Raw genomic sequence first — 18582 nt, 5'->3', positions numbered from 1 at the left:
AGGAAAATAAATCAGATAAATATTTAAGAAATTAAGGTTAGACTAATGGTTCACAACCTACCGCAAAAATATTGACACTTACAAGTAAAAAAATTTATTTGACAAAATTAAAACGAGATGATAAATTAATAGCAATAATTAAAAAATCTTGATGAATAGAGTAATTATAGCTAGCTTTCTTACAGAGAATTACTGGTTGGTGAGAAGTAAAAGAAACTACTTAATGAAGATGGATTCAGAATGATTATACTAGTGATATTTAGCTAGTATCGGGGTTGCTCTCGTTAACAATGCAAGCTATTGTTAGATAGCTATTGAGGTCAGTTATGTAAATAGCTGGCAAATAAAGGTGGTAACACGAAGCACTCGTCCTTTGAGGATGGGTGCTTTTTTTGCATATGAGAGAAAGAAAAATGAGAAAAAGAAGACAGCGGAATATTATTATTGGCACCATTGTTAGCTTATTGATTATCGTAGCTGGTTACTTCAGCTTCTTTTGGACGCCAAAAAGCAACGGTCAAACCAAAGTTAGCGTAGGAATCGTTGGTGCCAGCAAAGGTGACATTGCAATCTGGAAAAGCGTTGCTCAAACCGTCAAACAGAAATATGGGATTATTTTAACCACTAAAAGTTTTGATGGTTATGACCAACCTGACAAGGCACTTAAATCCGGTGACGTTGATCTGAATGCCTTCCAGCACTATGCTTTCCTCAACGCCTGGAACAAAGCCAACCATGGCGGAATTACTGCAATCGGTAAAACCTATATCTCACCTATTCGCTTATATTCCAAAAAATATCATAGCCTAAATGCACTACCTGAAGGAGCAACAATTGTGGTCCCCAGCAATCCCACCAATGAATCGAGAGCACTTTTTGTTTTGAAAAATGCCGGGTTGATCAAATTGAAGAAGGGCAAAGTATTGGTCTCTGTTGCAGATATTACTGCCAATCCTAACCACTTCAAAATTAAAGAAGTTGCATCTGAACAAACTAGCCGCGTGATCGATGATGTTGATGCCGCTGTCGTCAACAATGACTTTGCTGGCCCTGCACATCTAGGTGACAAGCAAACTATCTTTGTCGAACCATTGAATAAAGACTCTGAGCAATGGATCAATATTATTTGCGCCCGCACCAAGGATAAAAATAAAAAGATTTATCAAGAAATTGTTAAAGCATACCAGACCAAAAAGACCAAGCAAATTTACAAGAAATACTACGGCAACAAGCAAATTGCCGCTTGGGATGTAAAACTAAAATAAGCAATAAATAAGACGAGAACTACAATGACTGTAATTCTCGCCTTATTTTTTTATAATGACTATTTTTTATTTCTTCAATTGCTTCAAGTGTTCTTTGATCTTATCTGCAGCAGCTTGCAACTTTTCTTTTTCTTCAGAAGTAAGCTTTAATTCAATTTCTTCCTCAATGCCGTCGCGACCAATAATAGCTGGATAACCAATATAAGTCTTGTATTCAGGATTATAAACTGAAACAGGACAATATAGATGAGCATCGCTAAAGACTGCTTGAACTAAACGAGTAGCACAAGTGGCAATAGCATAGCTAGTATAGCCCTTTCCCTTAGCCACAATAAAGGAATTCTTATTTGATTGTTCACTAATCTTTTCTTGTTCTTCATCACCAAACAATTGGAAAGCAATCTTGTTGTTAACTCTTACCGTTGACCAGGCTGTAAATTGTGAAGAACCATGTTCACCTAAAACGAAGCCTTCTACGTTACGTGGATCTTGACCAAGTTTTTCACCAATTATTCTTTGAACTCTTGCAGTATCAAGGAAAGTACCAGTACCAAAGACGCGATTCTTCTTTAAACCAGAAGTTTCTTGCAAAATTTGAGTAATTGCATCACATGGATTAGAAATATTGATCAAAACGCCGTGAAAGCCTGATTCTTTAATATCTGCACCAACTTCTTTGGCATTTCTTGCATTTAATTCAAACTCACCAAAGCGGTCGCCTGTCTTAACTGAAGCCGCAATATCACCAAAAGCGGTAATAATAATGTCAGCATCTTCTAAGCCGTCCCAATCTTGCTTTCGCACATTAACATAGCTATCATTTCTAGCCAAAGTATCATGCAAGTCATTGTATTCAGCATTTACTTTAGCTTCATTTTTATCAATTAAAATCAGTTCGTCAACCATACTGTGCGTAAATAAAGTATAGGCAACGGTTGCACCAACATGGCCCATGCCAATAATACCAACTGTTCTCATTTTAAAATCCTTTCAAAAAAACAAAAAGGAAGATAGTCATAGCTACCCTCCCTTTTTATTATTAGGCTTTAACTTCGTTAATTACAACGTCAAACTTGCCACCAGGAGTGGTAATTGATACGGTTTCACCCTTCTTTTTGCCCAATAAAGCTTGAGCAATTGGTGAATCGTTAGAAATCTTGCCATTCAATGGATCTGATTCATCACTACCTACAATAGTGTAAGTTTCTGGATCATCAGTACCAACTTCAGTATAGGTAATTGTTTTACCAACTGAAACTTCGTTAGGATCAACGCTTTCTGCATCAACAACTTGCGCATACTTAAGCATTTCTTCAACTTGCGCAATTCTGTCTTCCAAGTGACTCTGTTCGTCCTTAGCTGCGTCATATTCGGAGTTTTCTGACAAGTCACCGAATGAACGCGCAACCTTAATACGTTCAATAACTTCTGGACGCTTAACTAATTTTAAGTTCTTTAATTCTGCTTGAAGTTTTTCTTTACCTTCAGCAGTCATTGGATAAGATTTTTCAGGCATATTTTTAACTCCTCAGAAATTAATTTTCTTTATCTTGCACTGATCAATAATATTAATTTACGTCAATAATGTCAACCTTTAACGAACTTTAATCGCAAGATCATTTTCAAGAGCAGCAACAATCTTATCCATCGCGTTATTGACAACATCGTCGGTTAAAGTATCTTTTCTGTTCAAGAAGGTTAAGTTGTAAGCAATACTCTTCTTACCAACATCAATGTGAGCACCAGCATAAACATCGATTACCTTAAGTTCAGTTAAGTACTTACCAGCATTAGATTTAATGACGTTTTCAATTCCTTGGTTAGTAACTGGCTTATCAACTAAAAGTGAAAGGTCACGTTGAATTGCTGGGAACTTAGGTGCAGGCACTGCAGTTACGCCCTTAGTTAACATTGGAATAATTGTATCGAGATCAATTTCGTAGCCATAAAGCTCGCTACCACGAAGTGCCTTATCAGCAATCGTTACAGCGTGAGCAATCATTCCGATCATCCCAACATATTGCTTATCAATATAGATTCCTGCAGTTCTAGTTGGGTGCATCCCCTTAATGCCTTTAGCCTCATAAACCACTTTTTCAGGATCAATACCAATTGCATTGAACAAATTGGTTAACTGTCCCTTAACAAAGTAGAAGTCTACCTTTTGGGTTAAATGTTGCCAATTTTCCGCAAAAGTATTGCCAGAGTAAATAGCTGCTAAATGTTCATGCTCGTTGAATTTACCACCATCATGGTCATAAGTTCTGCCTTGTTCAAATAAAGCTAATTGTGTTTGCTTTCTAGCAAAGTTGTAACTAGCAGCATCTACCAATCCAGTCATCAAATTCTCACGCATTGCAGAACGGCTTGAGTTAAGTGGTGATTTAACTTCAACTAATTCTTTTGGATCCTTAGTGTAACGAACGGCCTTTTCAGGTGAAGTCAATGAGTAAGAAATAGCTTCCATCAAGCCTTGTCCTTCAACGATTGCCTTCATGCGGCGCATCATTTCTTCTTTTTCTGAGTAGCCACCATGAGTTTCTGGCAAAACAGGTTGAGTAGATTCAAGGTTGTCATAGCCATAAAGCCGGCCTACTTCTTCAACTAAGTCGGCTGGGATTGAAATATCCCATCTTCTATTTGGTACATGGACAGCTAAATTATCACCATCAACATCTACCTTAAAGCAAAGACGGTCAAAAATCTTTACAATTTCATCAACTGATAACTTAGTGCCCAATACTTTATTGAGGTATGAAGCAGTAGTTTTAACCACAACTGGTTCACGCTTTTGGTCAGTTGCCTTAAGAATACCTTCATCAACAGTAGCGTCAGCGTCATTTCTAAGTAAAAGCGCAGCCATGTTAATTGCCTTTTCAGCGGCATCCCAGTTAACGCCTTTTTCATAGCGACTTGAAGCTTCGGTCCGGTTAGCGTGACGAAGTGCTGCCTTTCTGACTAAAGTTGGATCAAAGATGGCTGATTCAAGAATGACATCGGTAGTTTCTGAAGTGATTTCTGAATCAAGTCCACCCATGACACCAGCCATCATTACTGGCTTTTTACCATCGGTAATGATGATATCTTTAGGGTCAAGGTCAACTTCTTTTTCATTAAGCAAAGTAAGCTTCTCATCCTTATTAGCAAGTCTTACTTCAAACTTTCCGTTAGCAAAAGTCTTAGCGTCATAAGCATGCATTGGTTGACCAGTTAACAGCATGATATAGTTAGTAACGTCAACTACATTGTTAATTGGACGAATGCCTGCATTCCAAAGACGACGTTGCAACCAAAGTGGTGAGTCTTGAATCTTAACATTCTCGAGCTTACGTAAGTAAAACTTAGGTGCAAGCTTTTCATCAACTTTAACATCGAGTGAATCTGTCCAGGCTGGACCATCTTCTTTTAAGACAACCTTTTCTTCAACCTTTGGCTTTTGGTCAATAATTGCGCCAACTTCATAAGCTGCGCCTTCCATACTCAAAGTATCAGCACGGTTAGGTGTAATATCAAAATTTAAGATATAGTCATCCATGCCAAGTGCTTCATAAATATCTTGACCTGGCTTAACTTCCGCATCCTCTGGGAAGACATAAATACCATCCGCAAATTTTTCTGGCACAACGCTGTCGCTGAAACCAATTTCTTGCAAGCCACAGATCATGCCGTAGCTTTCCATGCCGCGGATCTTACCCTTCTTGATCTTTTCATTGCCAGCAATGCGGGCACCATGAAGAGCAACAATCACATCTTCGCCTGCAGCAACATTAGGTGCACCACAAACAATTTGTAAAGGTTCATCTTCGCCGACATCAACGTGAGTTAAATGTAAGTGAGTACCTTCAACGCCTTCACAATCAAGGACATGACCGACAACTAATTTCTTTAAGCCATCCATTGGGTGAATACGGTCAGGAATTTCAACCCCGCTACGAGTAATTTCTTCTGCTAATTCGTATGGATCTTGACCATCTAAATCAAGAAAATCTTTTAACCAGTTATATGAAACTAACATCTATTATCTTTCCTCCTTACGGAATTGTTCTAAGAAACGTACGTCATTGGTGTAGAAGTCACGAATATCATCGATACCGTATTTCAAAATAGCGAAACGATCAAGACCAACACCGAAGGCAAAACCACCATAAACAGTTGAATCAATGCCAGCATTTTCCAAAACATTAGGGTGAACCATTCCGGCACCTAAAACTTCGATCCAGCCAGTGTACTTACAAATTGGGCAGCCCTTACCATCACAGTTAAAGCATGAAACGTCCATTTCAACTGATGGCTCAGTAAATGGGAAGTAGCTTGGACGCAAACGAGTTTCACGATCTTGACCAAAGACATGCTTAGAAATCATTTCCAAGGTACCCTTTAAGTCACTCATCGTGATGTTCTTATCTACTACTAAACCTTCCATTTGCATGAATTGGTGTGAGTGAGTAGCATCATCATCATCACGGCGGTATACCTTACCTGGACCAACCATCTTAAGTGGACCCTTTGAGAAGTCATGCTTTTCTAGGACTCTAGCTTGATCACCTGAGGTCTGACTTCTAAGCAAATCTTCATCATCAATGTAGAAAGTAGCTTGCATGTCACGAGCTGGGTGATCCTTAGGGATATTCATCATTTCAAAGCAGTAGTGATCAGTTTCAATTTCTGGACCTTGAACTACTTGATAGCCCATACCAATAAAGTAGCTTTCAAGGTCATCCAAGATGATGTTGATTGGATGCTTAGAACCAAGGTGTGCTTCACGTCCTGGCAAAGTAACATCAATTTTTTCATCTTCAAGCTTCTTAGCTAGAACAGCCTTGACAATCTTTTCCTTAGCTTCGTCTAATTGAGCATTGAACAGGTCACGTAATTCGTTAACCTTTTGTCCAACTTCACGTCTGTTTTCTGGCGCAACTTCACGCATTGAGTGCAAAATCTTAGTTAATTCGCCCTTACGACCAACAAGTTCAACTCTGACATCATTCAAAGTTTTTTCGTCTTTAGCCTTGTTGATTTGCTTAAGCCCTTCTTCATGGAGCTCTTTTAACTTATCAAATAAGTCCATTAAATCTTTCCTTTCAAAACAAAAAAGCCCCGTCTCCAATAGGGACGAAGCGTCGCGGTACCACCCTAGTTTGGACGCAATACGCCCACACTTAAGTTTTCGTTAACGGTGAAATACCGGAATTGATTAGATCCTACTCCCAAGATGAAATTCACAGCGTTCTTTCTATCTTCTCTTGCAGCTTTTGAAAGAAGACTCTCTGTTCAGAAAAAATATCTGCTACTAGTCTTGATCTCAGTAATTAATTAATATGATATTTCTTTTACCTGTTTCTTGCAAGCTTTTTATTTACCTTGTGGCAAAACAATGTCACTTGGTCTAATTTCCTTACCAAAGTATGGCTTCAATTCTTTATTATAATCGTAAGTAAAGAAGCTTTCGCGATTCAATTTGGTAATCTCACGATCCATCCATTTTTGCAGTGACTTGTTGCCCTTCTTCACCGCACCAGAGATGTATTGGTTAGGGCCAATAGTTTTAATTCCAACAGTAAACTTAGGATTACGCTTAACCCAAGCATACAGATAAGAATTATCATCGGCCAAAGCTGCACCACGGCCATTTTTAATCGCGTTAAACTGCTGAGTTTTCGAGTCAAACTTAAGCAAGTTTACGCCTTTTTGTTTAGTAAAATAGTTCTCTGCTGTCGTCCCTTTAGTAACGATCACGCTTTTTCCTTTCAATTGTTTTGGACTAGTTATCGGAGCTGACTTAGGGGAAATCACCCCAACCGATACTTTCATATATGGCTTAGTCCAACTAGCCACGCTTTTACGCTCTGGTGTCAAAGTGAAGTTAGCCAAAACAATATCAGCCTTATTAGAATTCAAGGTATCAATTCGATTATTGGCATTAACTTGAATAAACTTAGGTTTTACGCCCAAATCTTTCGCCACTCTGCGAGCTAGGCGCACGTCATAGCCAACACGCTTACCTTGTGAATTAACCCAGCCATAAGGCGGTAGATCGCCAAAGACAGCCACTCTTAAATAGCCACGACGTTTAATTGAAGATACATTATTTTCATTATTCCATCTGTCGCCTGAAGCAGTGCCGTTAATTCCTGGTCGCGTAATTCCAAAATAACCAGCAATTACCACAACTACCGCAAAGAGGACAGCCATGATCCAATTAAAAATCTTTTTTGCCATCATTCACACCTAAAAATCCATACTCTCTAAAAATTCTTGTGCCCGCTTAGTCTGAGGTTTAGTAAAGAATTCTTTGCCTGGTGTCTCTTCCAAAATTTTTCCGTCTTCTAAAAATAGCACCTTATCGGCAATTCTCGCAGCGAAGTTCATCTCATGCGTAACAATGATCATCGTCATATGTTCGTTATCAGATAATCTTTGCATGATATCTAGCACGCCGCGAACCATTTCAGGGTCAAGCGAAGCAGTAATCTCATCAAAGAGCATTACTTCGGGATGCATAATCAAAGCACGCACAATCGCAATTCTTTGCTTTTGTCCACCTGATAATTCACGCGGATATGCCTTTGCATAATTAGCTAAACCGACTTGCTCTAATAACTTAACTGCTTCTTGTTTAACTTCAGCTTCATCACGTTTTTGAACTTTTACCGGTGCCAATAAAATATTTTCCATCACGGATAAGTTGGGAAATAAGTCATAACTTTGAAAGACCATCCCAATCTTTTGGCGCAACAATTGCCATTCCTTCGGACTAGGATTTATTTTTTTACCGTGAAAATAAATTGCGCCACCCTCATATTCTTCAAGCCCATTCACCGTTCTCAGCAAAGTACTTTTTCCTGAACCAGAAGGTCCCAATAAGGTCAATACCTCGCCTTTATTTAAGCTAAAGTTGATATCAAACAAAGTTTGATACTTGCCATAAAATTTATTTAAATGTTCTACTCTTAAAACTTCTTCTGTCATTTCATTCACCTAATTCTTAGCAGTTAATCGTTTTGCCCATGCAGACAAGGGATAATCCAAAATAAAATACAAGATAAAGATAAAGCCATATACCCAGAACACACCAGCTGGATATTGTTGATTATTTGCTTCAATGATTTGTTGACCGACATTGATTACTTCCATGATATTGATAATCATTAATAAAGAAGTGGTCTTAATTACTCTAGTAGCCAAGTTGATTGTTGCTGGTAGTTCTAACTTAACTGCTTGAGGCAACAAGACATAACGGAACAGTTGCAGGCGATTTAGACCCAACGCTAAGCCGGATTCACGCTGCGTTTTGGGTACTGATTCCAATGCACCACGAACAATATCGCTAAACTCAGCAGCTACCCACATTGAGAAAGCTAATACCGCCATCCAAGTAGCTGGCCAATTGACGTGCAAGCTTCTTGGCAAAATATAATAAACCAAATACAGTAAAACTACGGTTGGCACAATTCTGAAGAATTCTAAGTACAACCGCAAAACAAAACGCAATGGACGATTTTTAAAAGTTCTCAAAATACCAAAAATTGTTCCTACAGCCAAGCCAATTACTAGTGACAAAGCTGCAATCCAAATCGAGGTCCATAGCCCTGCCATCAAACGGGCAAAGTTACTTCCTTCAAACAAAACATTAATCCCCGAATGAAGCATACCGTACTCTCCTCTCAAGCCAAGTTAATAATAAAATAATTGGAATCAAAATAATCGCATAAGCAATTACCAGCATCAATAAATATTCATTTGAATGGTAATACATCCCAATCAAGTCAAGGGCTGTATTAGTTAACTCCGGAATTGCAATTACTGAAAAAATCGAGGTTTCCTTAATTAAGAAAATAATATTGGCGGTTAAAGCCGGCATGCTTAGGCTAAATCCTTGTGGAAAAACCACATAGCGAGCTAATTGTAAGTTGTTCATTCCCAATGCTTTACCGCTATTAATCTGACTAGGGCTTACGCCATTAAAACCACCGGTAAAGCCTTCAGCCATATATGCTCCACCTAAAAAGATTAAGCCAATGATGCCGCAGACCTCAGCGGACATTTTTAAGCCAATTACTGGAAAGGCATAATATAAAAAGAAAAGTTGAATTAAAAGCGGTGTATTTCTAGCTAATTCAACATATGCCGTTGAAATTTGACTTAGTACTGGTAGTTTAAAATATTGTACTAAGCTGACAATAATGCCCACGATAATTGAGCCAACAATGCCAATCAATGAAAGCCATAAGGTCAGTTCAAAGCCGCGCGCAAATATTGGTAGAGCTTGCTGGATAACTGTCCAATTCATTAAAAATCCCCCAATCATACAAAAAAAGACCTACTCCCATAGGTCTCTTTAAACAATATAAAAAAGATCTACGTCTTTTCAGCTAACGTAAATCTTTTTGATCTCTGGATTAAAGCTATTCGGAAATACGAAAACTGAGTTCTTGAGTATTAAAAATAATGTTAGATACACAAGAACAACAGTCAGTATTAACATTCATCATACTTAAAGATTTCATTTTCGTACTCCTTTCACCTAATCTTATTTTAAATAAGCAACTTACAATAAGTAATATACTTCTATGCTTACTTAATGTCAATAGCTTAAGCCCATTTATCTGCCCAATTATGTACTTGATCAAAAACAGGCTTAAGTTCCGCACCTTTTTCAGTCAAACCATATGAAATAATACCGGTACTTTGATCGACGCTTCTTTTAACAATATCGTCCTTTTCAAGTTCCTTCAAACGTTCAACTAAGACACGGTCGCTGCAAGCCTCGACAGTTCGTGCCAAGTCCTTAAAGCGCATATCTTGTGTATCACACAAAGAACTGATGATTAAGCCATTCCATTTTTTGCCAATAATCTTAAACGCACTAACAAAATGACCACATAATTCATAATCTTCTGGTTTACAAGGAGCTGCGTCCTTTTTCTCTTTAACTTCTTGCATAGGTAAGTCCCTCCGTATTATATAATTCCAGTAAAAATACTATTATATAAAATACTTTTTAGTATTACTAAAATTATTATAGTAGATCTACTTACTAATTACAAGTGCTAAGCAAAGTGATAGATCATGATCCCTGCTGCAACAGCGGCATTAAGCGATTCAGCTTGTCCTTTAATTGGAATATAAAGCTTTTCATCAGCTAAAGAAGCAATTGTTTCGCTTATGCCATGCGCCTCGTTCCCAATAATTAAGGCAAGTTGTGGCACTTTTTCAAAATCAGGTAATTGCTTAGCTGAGCGGTCAAGCATTGAAGCATAAACTGGAATAGCAGCAGCTTGAAAATCAGTGATTACGTCAGCCAAATCACGTTTAATTAAATCGATGTGGAATTGGCTGCCCTGCATTGCTCGTTGCGTCTTAGGATTGTATAAGTCAGCACTCTCTGGTGAAAGGATTACTCCATCAAAGCCAGCTGCATCCGCAGTTCTAATGATTGTCCCGACATTACCTGGATCAGCTAAATTATCGAGCAAAACCCATTTACCATAGTTAAATGGAAATTCTTTTGGTTGATCAATTTTTAATACCATAAAAATTTCTTGAGAATTCTTAGTCGAACTTAAGTGGCGAGCAATCGCTTTGTTAATTAATACGACATTCTTCCCACTTAAATCAACTTCATATTCACTATCTGCTTGATCAAGTGCTTCTTCAGTACCTAAGATATACTGATATTTTTTACCAGCTTTAAGTGCTTCTTCAAACAAGTGAAAACCTTCAATTAAATATAAACCTTCATCATCACGATATTTTTTTTGCTTTAACTTCGCTAATTTCTTAATCGTTGCATTATTAACTGAACTAATTTGTTGCATATTTTTCTCCTTTTTGTATTCAAAATCTATTATAACTGATAATCTATTTTGATCATGCTAAAATCAAAGTTGAACTTAATTTAAATAAGGGAGATAAAAATGGAAACAAGAAAATTAATTTGTTCAGGCTTAGTTCAAGGCGTTGGCTTTCGTTGGTCAACCATGGCATTAGCTAACAAGATGGGTATTCCTGGCACTGTTAAAAATAATGCAGATGGTACCGTTACAATCTATTTACAAGCAGACAGTGATAAAATCGACCGCTTTATTGAAAAACTACCTACTGCATCTGGATTTGCCCAAATTCAAAATATTAGTCAAGAATCGGTTCCAGGTGTAGAAAAAATGCATGATTTTCATGTATTATATTAGAGACATACATTTTTAGATAGAAATTAAGTGGTGATTTATTTAAATGAAAAAAATTAAAAGATACGCTGGAGTACTGGCTTTATTAGCAGTAGCTACTCTTGTATTAAGTGCCTGTGGGGCAACAACTGATCCACACGTTGCACCGCACAGCGGTATTTACGGTTGGGTTTACCAATGGTTAGGCCGACCTTTACAAAATATCATGATTCAAACCGCGCACATGATTGGCGGCGATAATGGTGCTGGTTGGGGAATCGTGATTATTACGGTAGTTGTACGTGTAATCTTGATGCCATTGATGTTAGTACAGCAAAACAAGAGTGTACGTCAACAGGAAAAAATGGCTCGTCTGCAACCGCAAATGAAGTTGATTCAAAATGCAATGAGACACAAGGGGATCACCCCTGACCAACAAATGACTTTATCAACTTGGCAAAGAGAGCTTTACTCTAAAAACCAAGTTTCATTAACTGGTGGAATGGGCTGCTTGCCATTAATTATTCAGTTACCAATTATGTGGGGAATTTATCAAGCGGTATTCTATTCACCTCAATTGGCACAATCCAAATTCTTTGGTATTTCTCTAAGTTCCAAATCTGTTGTTTTAGCCATTATTGCGACTGTCTTTACCGTTATTCAAGGTTATATCTCACTAATTGGTATTCCAGAAGAACAAAAGAAGACCATGCAATCAATGATGATTGTTAACCCAATTATGACTTTGTTCTTCAGTTTATCCTTCTCTGGTGCCTTAGCTCTTTACTGGGCTGCTGGTAACTTAGTAATGATTATCCAACAAGTAATCGTTACCTTTGTCCTTACACCTAGTGTTAAGAAGCATATTGCTGATGAACTAAAAGACAAGCCAATTGAAACTGTTGTTACTAAAGAAAAAGTGGATGCTTTGTTTAATACTGCTAGTGGACAAAGTACTGCCAGCAGCGAAGCTAAGAAAGAATTACACCAAAACCTACGTAACCGCAACAAAGGTAAGCAAAAGCGTAAATAGTTATCAGTCAGGAGTAAAATCCTGACTTTTTTATTAGGAGGAAAATATGCATACTCAAGAAATATTACAACTTTTAGATGATCATGATATTAACTATCAAGTATTCTCTCATCCAGCAGTTTTTACAACTAAAGAGGTAGATAAATACTTAGAAGATGAAGATTTTGCTAAATGTAAAACTCTTTTTATTAAAACCCGTAACGCCAAAAATTATTATCTACTAATGTTACCCGAAGATAAAAAAATCGATTGGCAAAAAGCTAAAGCTGAATTACTCTCCTCTAGTTTAACCTTCGCTACTGAAGCTGAACTAGAAGAAAAACTGCAAGTTAAAACAGGGGCTGTTTCCCCATTTAGCCTGCTTAATGATCAAAGTAATAAAATTCCCCTGATTGTCGATCAAGCAGCAATGGAAGAAAACAATTTAGTTGGTGTGCATCCCAATGATAATACCAAAACAATTAGTCTTACTTGGATCGATTTAGCTAGAATTTTAAGTTCCTATGGTCATTTGTTTGAAGAAAGATCATTATAAAAAACTTCAACTTAATCCTTTTTCTCCATAAAAACTTTATTCAAAAAATCTTTTTCAATTGGATACTTCGTCAAATAATCTTGAACAATCTTGTTGATTCTTTCCTCAGCTAATTCACATGGTTCTTGATTTGCCAGCTGGTGCAAATTATTCAGTACTAATTTATACAAAAATTGCCGTTTTTCCTTGATAATCAACAGCGAGAAGTTATGGGCAGCTCGTCTTTGAAAATATCTAATTTCATTTAGCCATTCTTCAAATTGACGGAGAGTTATCTTTTCTTTAAACACACGTGTTAAAACAATCTTTTTGGCTTTGATGGGCATTAAAAAGAAATAATTCGTTGCAACACCAAATGACATTTCTTTAATAATCAGTCCGATCCCTGCTTCACCATGAGCCTCAGTATATCCCTCATATGGCTCAAGATAGTTTTGCTTAATATGCCGCATGCGCGCTTTCACATCACCGCGGTGAATTACTCGCCCATCTTTTAATTGATATTTTTCATTTAGAAACTGCCTTTGATGAATTGTTCGTGGATTAAGATTTCTGGTGAAATTTTTACCATTCTCAATAAGAGCTGTTTCTGCAAGGGCTACCTTGAAGCTTTGTTCAAACAATTGCAGACTGATCATCATCACATTTTTTATATGTTGATCTAGGCAATAGAAATCATAAATTTCTTCAAACGTTGTTTTTCGCTTAGGTTTAATGAAATCATCGTCATTAGTTTCTATGAAAAAATGATCAATATTTTGATACATAATTTCATGATAGCCATAATTAGCAGTTACCCGATCAAAAAGCTTTTCATCATTAATAATTAACCCTATGTCACGCCAAAAATCGATTCTAATTTCAGAAAGTAAATCATTAATCATTGAGCTGTCTCCTATTCCATCGAACTCTCCAACAATCGTAAATCGTAGTATTACTACTAATCTATTCAGCAATGTATAAACATCAACACCAAGAACTTTTATCCTCTTCCTATAATCTAATAAAAACGCTATCCAAATGGATAACGTCTTCACTCCCAATTAATCTGATTCTTCAGCGGCCCGTGTAGCGGCATTTTCAATAGTTTTAACAGGATTTAATCTAACACGAAAGTTGAAGTAGCCCACGTGCTCATCATCTTCAAAACCATACTCACTATAATCACCCCAGGAAACATAGTTAGATGTTCCCTTAATTCTGTAAAATAGTTGGGCAATATCACCACTACCAAGAACAACTGGATCTAAAGCTCTAATCTTTTGTCCTTTCTTAACAGATTGTTTGGTTTTCTTTAATTTAGAATTATAGATGTACAAATCTGTCTGCGGAACAATCGTAGTTGCACCGCCATCACGAAATACCGGATTGCCATTGATGCGACCAACATTCATTGCCTTGATATAAGCACCTCTGCCAATGTAATAATAGTCTTGACCTTTAATCTTATAATTCTTAATTGCATATGATTTACTACCACTTAAGTTTGTGTAATAGTAATCGTCAGTTTGTGTCTTAGTACGACGCTTACCAGCATAATTTATAATTGAGTATTTAGGAAAAACCTGTTGTCCATTAAAGCTAATACGCTTACCATTCTTATTATAAATAGCAGTGTTAGCATTCAGCTTCAAAACGCCTTTTCCATTCATGGTATTAACGTTATTAGACTTTAAATACGTCCCATCACCTAAATTAAAATATGAATCAGGATAATTAGTCCAACTTTTACCAGCATATTTAATCTTGCTACCTTTAGTTAAATAAGCCTTGCCACCGCGATAAGTTGATAAACGATTACCCTTGCTATTGTAAATATAGGTGTTTTTAATAATTCCGATCTCATTATTATTCCAGTTATAGCTACCAACCGATTTCATGTTGACATAACCACCATCGCCTAAATCTGCATAGGTTTCACCATTAACAATAGCTTGTGGCATCCCATTAAGATTAATAAAAGCACTGACCCTGGGTCCCTGAATAACAATTGGTTGACCATAAAAATTGATCGGTTTCTTAAAATTTATCCGATCTTGGCTACCTAGCTCTTTACCATTCTTATTATACAAAGTTGGATTGGTATAGCTCTTAACAGTTGTAATCTTATTCTTCAGAGTACTTGCCCGAACTACCGGTGTTAATTGATTTTGACCCGCTAAAGCTGCAGGAACCAAAAGCGCAGTTCCAGCCACAATACTTAATACAATTCTCTTAAGTTTCATAATTTATGACCTCTCTTAATTATTTTACCCTTGCATATACATTATAGTCCCTTTAATATAAGTCACTGCTAAATCATGCTTTGCCTACCGTTTAGATTCAAAATCAAATCTGTATTATCTTCCATTATTTGCCTTCTTTTACCGAAAAGCATCCAAATTGAGAATAGCAATGGAACGCCAACAATTAATACAGTATAAATATAATCAGTGATTTCGCCATTCCAAGACCAGCCAGCAGAATTCCAACCAGATTGCAAATCAGAAATATAATCCATTAAAAAGTGATAGATCATCGGCAACCATAGTTTTCCTGTATAGAGATACAATTCTGCCCAGATAAAGGCGCTCCCCATTACGCCAATAACTTGTGCAATTGTTGCAGTAAAACTTTCTCCATGCCAGCCAAAATTACTTAAATGACTAAGGCCGAACAAAATTGCTGAACCATAGATTGCAACAGGGATGCGATACTTTGGGAATCTATATGTACAACTGCAATTGGAACTAGCAAGAAAATATAAACCGCCCATAGCAGTAATACTAATAGAATCTCGATAGCCGGCAGGTTTTTTAGCAAAAAATTCCCAGTGATATGCCAAATTTAGCAAAAATTGAAAGGAAAAATTACTATGGTCAGCCAGCGAACAATTTGAGTATTAGTCTTGCTGGAATCCTTTTTAAATTGCACGTAAAAGTTCAATCCCATGATCGCCGTACTAAAAGCTAGATTGAACAAATCCCCTATAAAATAAAAATGATTGTTCCGCTGAGAAAAAGTATAACTAATCATCAAGAGAAACCAGATAATCAATTGATAGTTAAAAACTTTCTGCCAGAATTTCCTTGAAAAAATGCGTTCTTTCATTATGTCACATCCCTTAAGTTTAAATATTTTTAGCTAATTATATCGCTTAAATTAATAAAAATTATAATTATTTTCGAAGCATTTTATTTCTTATTTTCTAATACCTAAGCCTCTAGAGAAAAAAAGTCCTATTAAATCTTGGTACCCAAACCTTGATTTAATAGGATTTTGTTTATGCCTCAAGATTACTCTTAGGCATTTGTTTCTTCTCATTTAATTTTCTTAACTTAGCGGCTTTTTTCTTAGTCAACCGAGGGAACTTCAATTTAAACTGGCTGCCCTGACCCTCAACAGATTCAACACTAATTGTTCCGTTATAACTAGCAACTAATTTTTGTGCAATCGATAGACCTAAACCATTGCCACCTTTTTCACGGGTTCTAGCCTTATCCACACGATAGAAGCGATTGAAGATTTTCTTTTGATCTTCTTCAGAAATCCCCTCACCAAAGTCTTGCACAATAATATTAACATTCTTCTTAGTTACACCAGCTGAAACATTAATCTGCTTGCGATCAGTCGAATATTTAATTCCATTATCGATCAAAATTACTAGCAACTGTTCCAAATGACCGTGATACATTTGAATCTCTGTATCATCAGGTAAATCATCCTCATCCAGCTGAATCTTGAAGTCAGGATGAACCATTGCCATATCAGCGACCACTCTGCGGATGATTTCATTAACATCACTTACTTCATACGGATATTGAACATCGATTTGCTCGGCTCGAGTTAAATCAAGCATTTCCTGAATTAAATGTTTCATCCGATCAGCTTCTTGCAACGAAGCCTTAATTGATTCATCCAAAATCTGCGGATCATCCTTGCCCCATCTTTCAAGCAGGTTCAAATGCCCTTCAATTACTGCCACTGGTGTCCTTAATTCATGCGAGACATCACCAACAAATTGCTTTTGTTGCTCAATGTAACCTTGCATCCGGTCTAGCATTTGATTAATCGAAGTAGCTAATTCTTCTAACTCATCATCTCGATGTAGTTCCTTAATTCTAGCCTCACTATTAGGATCAGCATTAACTTCCTTAGCCACCTTAGACATCGTCTTAATTGGCCGAACTACATTAACAACCAAAATATAAGAAATTGCAATGAAGATAATTATTGCAATCAGTGAAATAATTACCATCCAATGAAGCAAATTACTCATCAAGCTATTGTAATAAGTCATACTATTAGAAACCACTACATAGCCAGTTAATTTGCCATTTACCTCAGAATAGATTTTCTGGTAGGTTAAAAGCATTTTGCCTTTTTTTCGGTTTACTACTTCTTCAAGTTGGTTGCCGGCAAATTCTTTTAGCTTAGGTGCAGAATTACCATTAGTAAAAACAATTTCATCATGTTTGTTGTAAACTGCTACATTAATATCTGGATTCGAAATTGATGAAATCAGGCTATCACTAAATGCTTTATTCTCTGTATCTTTTTTGCTAATAGCAGGACCGCCCCTCAAAATACGCCTGGTAGACGGTGACAGAGCAGGAATTACATTTGAGATCTCTAGCTCATCTTGAATAGAACTTAATGTCCGGTCCATCGTGGTAACTACATTATTAGATGTCTCTTGCTGCTGTTCCATCGATTGATGACTAACAATTTGATAGGCAACAACTGAAAATATGACAAAAGAGACCGTAATCGTTAATGCAACGATACTAACCCATCGCACAATTAGCGATGAGTGCTTGGCCTCTTTTTCCTCGTCTTTATTCTTGATCATCATCTTCATCTCTTACCATATAACCGGTACCACGAACCGTCTTAATGTAAGATGGTTGACCTGGAGCGTCAATCTTATTGCGTAAATAACGTACATAAACTTCAACTACGTTAGTTTCGATATTAGATTCTGGACCCCAGATCTTGTTCAATAATTGATCACGACTAACTACGTTGTTCTTATTTTCAATCAAGGTCATTAATAAGTTGTATTCGCGTTTAGTTAAATCGATTGCCTTGCCATCACCACGGTGCACAATTCGGTTAGCAGTTTCAATTGTCAAATCCTTAAATTTTACAATCTTTTGCTTAGCAACAGTAACCTTTGATGCGTCCTTTTCGATTTTAACGCGACGTAACACTGCACGAAGACGAGCTAAAAGTTCTTCAATTGCAAAAGGCTTAACAATATAATCGTCAGCGCCATGATCCAAACCAGAAACACGGTCGATCACTGAATCACGTGCAGTCATCATGATAATTGGCGTAGTCTTAACTTGACGAACACGACGTGCAATTTCCAACCCATTTAAATCAGGTAACATCAAGTCAAGCAAGATAGCATCAAAGTCTTGACTCAATGCATCTTCTAATCCCTTACGACCATTATTCTCAACAACAGTCTCGTAATTTTCATGTTGCAATTCAAGCTCGACAAAGCGAGATAAGTTCTTTTCATCTTCAATAATTAGAATTTTTGCCATGTTAATTCATTTCCTCGTAGATCAATTTGGTTTTCTAATACTAATAAAT

General features: G+C 36.9%; 19 protein-coding genes and 2 other annotated features. Of the genes, 4 read left to right on the top strand and 15 right to left on the bottom strand.

Annotated elements, in window-relative coordinates; translation table 11 throughout:
- Positions 1–139 precede the first annotated feature (139 nt).
- Positions 140–377, top strand: a binding site (T-box leader).
- 36 nt (positions 378–413) lie between these two features.
- Positions 414–1265 (top strand): lipoprotein, encoded by an 852-nt coding sequence (locus tag CP366_RS07955; RefSeq protein WP_089143603.1) that lies wholly within the window; start codon positions 414–416, stop codon positions 1263–1265.
- Between the two features lie 66 nt (positions 1266–1331).
- Here the strand turns inward: CP366_RS07955 and CP366_RS07950 are convergent, their stop codons facing one another.
- The 10 genes from CP366_RS07950 to CP366_RS07905 all read right to left on the bottom strand — a co-directional run bounded on the left by CP366_RS07950 (position 1332) and on the right by CP366_RS07905 (position 11083).
- Entirely contained in the window at positions 1332–2243 is a 912-nt protein-coding gene (locus CP366_RS07950; protein WP_005727148.1) for an L-lactate dehydrogenase, read from the bottom strand.
- A gap of 61 nt (positions 2244–2304) precedes the next feature.
- Positions 2305–2781: a transcription elongation factor GreA gene (gene greA / locus CP366_RS07945; RefSeq protein ID WP_005719856.1), complete on the bottom strand. Its 477-nt coding sequence runs from the start codon at positions 2779–2781 to the stop codon at positions 2305–2307.
- A gap of 78 nt (positions 2782–2859) precedes the next feature.
- Positions 2860–5280, bottom strand: coding sequence for a phenylalanine--tRNA ligase subunit beta (pheT, locus tag CP366_RS07940; RefSeq protein ID WP_089145999.1), 2421 nt, complete (start codon positions 5278–5280; stop codon positions 2860–2862).
- Positions 5281–5283: 3 nt separating this feature from the next.
- A complete protein-coding gene (gene pheS / locus CP366_RS07935) occupies positions 5284–6333 on the bottom strand; it encodes a phenylalanine--tRNA ligase subunit alpha (protein WP_089145998.1) in 1050 nt (349 codons plus the stop codon).
- A gap of 37 nt (positions 6334–6370) precedes the next feature.
- Positions 6371–6578, bottom strand: a binding site (T-box leader).
- Between the two features lie 39 nt (positions 6579–6617).
- Entirely contained in the window at positions 6618–7487 is an 870-nt protein-coding gene (locus CP366_RS07930) for a transporter substrate-binding domain-containing protein (protein WP_023488240.1), read from the bottom strand.
- A gap of 6 nt (positions 7488–7493) precedes the next feature.
- Positions 7494–8234 carry an amino acid ABC transporter ATP-binding protein gene (locus CP366_RS07925; RefSeq protein ID WP_089145997.1) on the bottom strand — a complete coding sequence of 247 codons (741 nt, stop codon included), beginning with the start codon at positions 8232–8234 and terminating at the stop codon, positions 7494–7496.
- A gap of 9 nt (positions 8235–8243) precedes the next feature.
- On the bottom strand, positions 8244–8915 hold the full coding sequence (locus CP366_RS07920; RefSeq protein WP_013086654.1) for an amino acid ABC transporter permease: 672 nt from the start codon (positions 8913–8915) through the stop codon (positions 8244–8246).
- Positions 8896–9555 (bottom strand): amino acid ABC transporter permease, encoded by a 660-nt coding sequence (locus CP366_RS07915; protein WP_089143222.1) that lies wholly within the window; start codon positions 9553–9555, stop codon positions 8896–8898. The genes CP366_RS07920 and CP366_RS07915 overlap by 20 nt, the downstream gene beginning before the upstream one ends.
- Positions 9556–9857: 302 nt before the next feature.
- Positions 9858–10208, bottom strand: a complete 351-nt coding sequence (locus CP366_RS07910; protein ID WP_005719866.1) for a helix-turn-helix domain-containing protein — start codon at positions 10206–10208, stop codon at positions 9858–9860.
- Positions 10209–10315: 107 nt separating this feature from the next.
- Entirely contained in the window at positions 10316–11083 is a 768-nt protein-coding gene (locus CP366_RS07905; protein WP_089145996.1) for an RNA methyltransferase, read from the bottom strand.
- A gap of 99 nt (positions 11084–11182) precedes the next feature.
- Here CP366_RS07905 and CP366_RS07900 point away from each other — a divergent pair, with 99 nt between their 5' ends.
- From CP366_RS07900 to CP366_RS07890, 3 genes are read left to right on the top strand one after another with little or no spacing between them, the layout of a single operon-like run.
- Positions 11183–11455 (top strand): acylphosphatase, encoded by a 273-nt coding sequence (locus CP366_RS07900; RefSeq protein WP_005723409.1) that lies wholly within the window; start codon positions 11183–11185, stop codon positions 11453–11455.
- A gap of 43 nt (positions 11456–11498) precedes the next feature.
- Positions 11499–12464 carry a membrane protein insertase YidC gene (gene yidC, locus CP366_RS07895; protein WP_089143224.1) on the top strand — a complete coding sequence of 322 codons (966 nt, stop codon included), beginning with the start codon at positions 11499–11501 and terminating at the stop codon, positions 12462–12464.
- Between the two features lie 46 nt (positions 12465–12510).
- Positions 12511–12999 (top strand): YbaK/EbsC family protein, encoded by a 489-nt coding sequence (locus tag CP366_RS07890; RefSeq protein ID WP_065989624.1) that lies wholly within the window; start codon positions 12511–12513, stop codon positions 12997–12999.
- Between the two features lie 11 nt (positions 13000–13010).
- Here CP366_RS07890 and CP366_RS07885 read toward each other — a convergent pair whose 3' ends face one another.
- The 5 genes from CP366_RS07885 to CP366_RS07860 form a co-directional block, all read right to left on the bottom strand.
- A complete protein-coding gene (locus tag CP366_RS07885) occupies positions 13011–13883 on the bottom strand; it encodes an Abi family protein (RefSeq protein WP_005729000.1) in 873 nt (290 codons plus the stop codon).
- 159 nt (positions 13884–14042) lie between these two features.
- Complete coding sequence (locus CP366_RS07880) at positions 14043–15224, bottom strand: SLAP domain-containing protein (RefSeq protein ID WP_089145397.1); 1182 nt, start codon at positions 15222–15224, stop codon at positions 14043–14045.
- Positions 15225–15292: 68 nt separating this feature from the next.
- Positions 15293–15823: a CPBP family intramembrane glutamic endopeptidase gene (locus tag CP366_RS07875; protein ID WP_233186496.1), complete on the bottom strand. Its 531-nt coding sequence runs from the start codon at positions 15821–15823 to the stop codon at positions 15293–15295.
- 438 nt (positions 15824–16261) lie between these two features.
- The gene (locus tag CP366_RS07865) at positions 16262–17839 is read right to left on the bottom strand and encodes a HAMP domain-containing histidine kinase (protein ID WP_005719876.1); all 1578 of its coding nucleotides are present in this window, start codon (positions 17837–17839) and stop codon (positions 16262–16264) included.
- Positions 17817–18533, bottom strand: a complete 717-nt coding sequence (locus CP366_RS07860) for a response regulator transcription factor (protein WP_005719878.1) — start codon at positions 18531–18533, stop codon at positions 17817–17819. Before CP366_RS07860 ends, CP366_RS07865 begins: the two co-directional genes overlap by 23 nt.
- Between the last annotated feature and the right edge of the window lie 49 nt (positions 18534–18582).

The sequence above is a fragment of the Lactobacillus sp. UMNPBX15 genome (genome assembly GCF_002553785.1).
Lineage (GTDB): Bacteria > Bacillota > Bacilli > Lactobacillales > Lactobacillaceae > Lactobacillus > Lactobacillus crispatus.
Note: the sequence above shows the minus strand (reverse complement) of the source record. Positions and strands in the feature narration are given on the sequence as shown.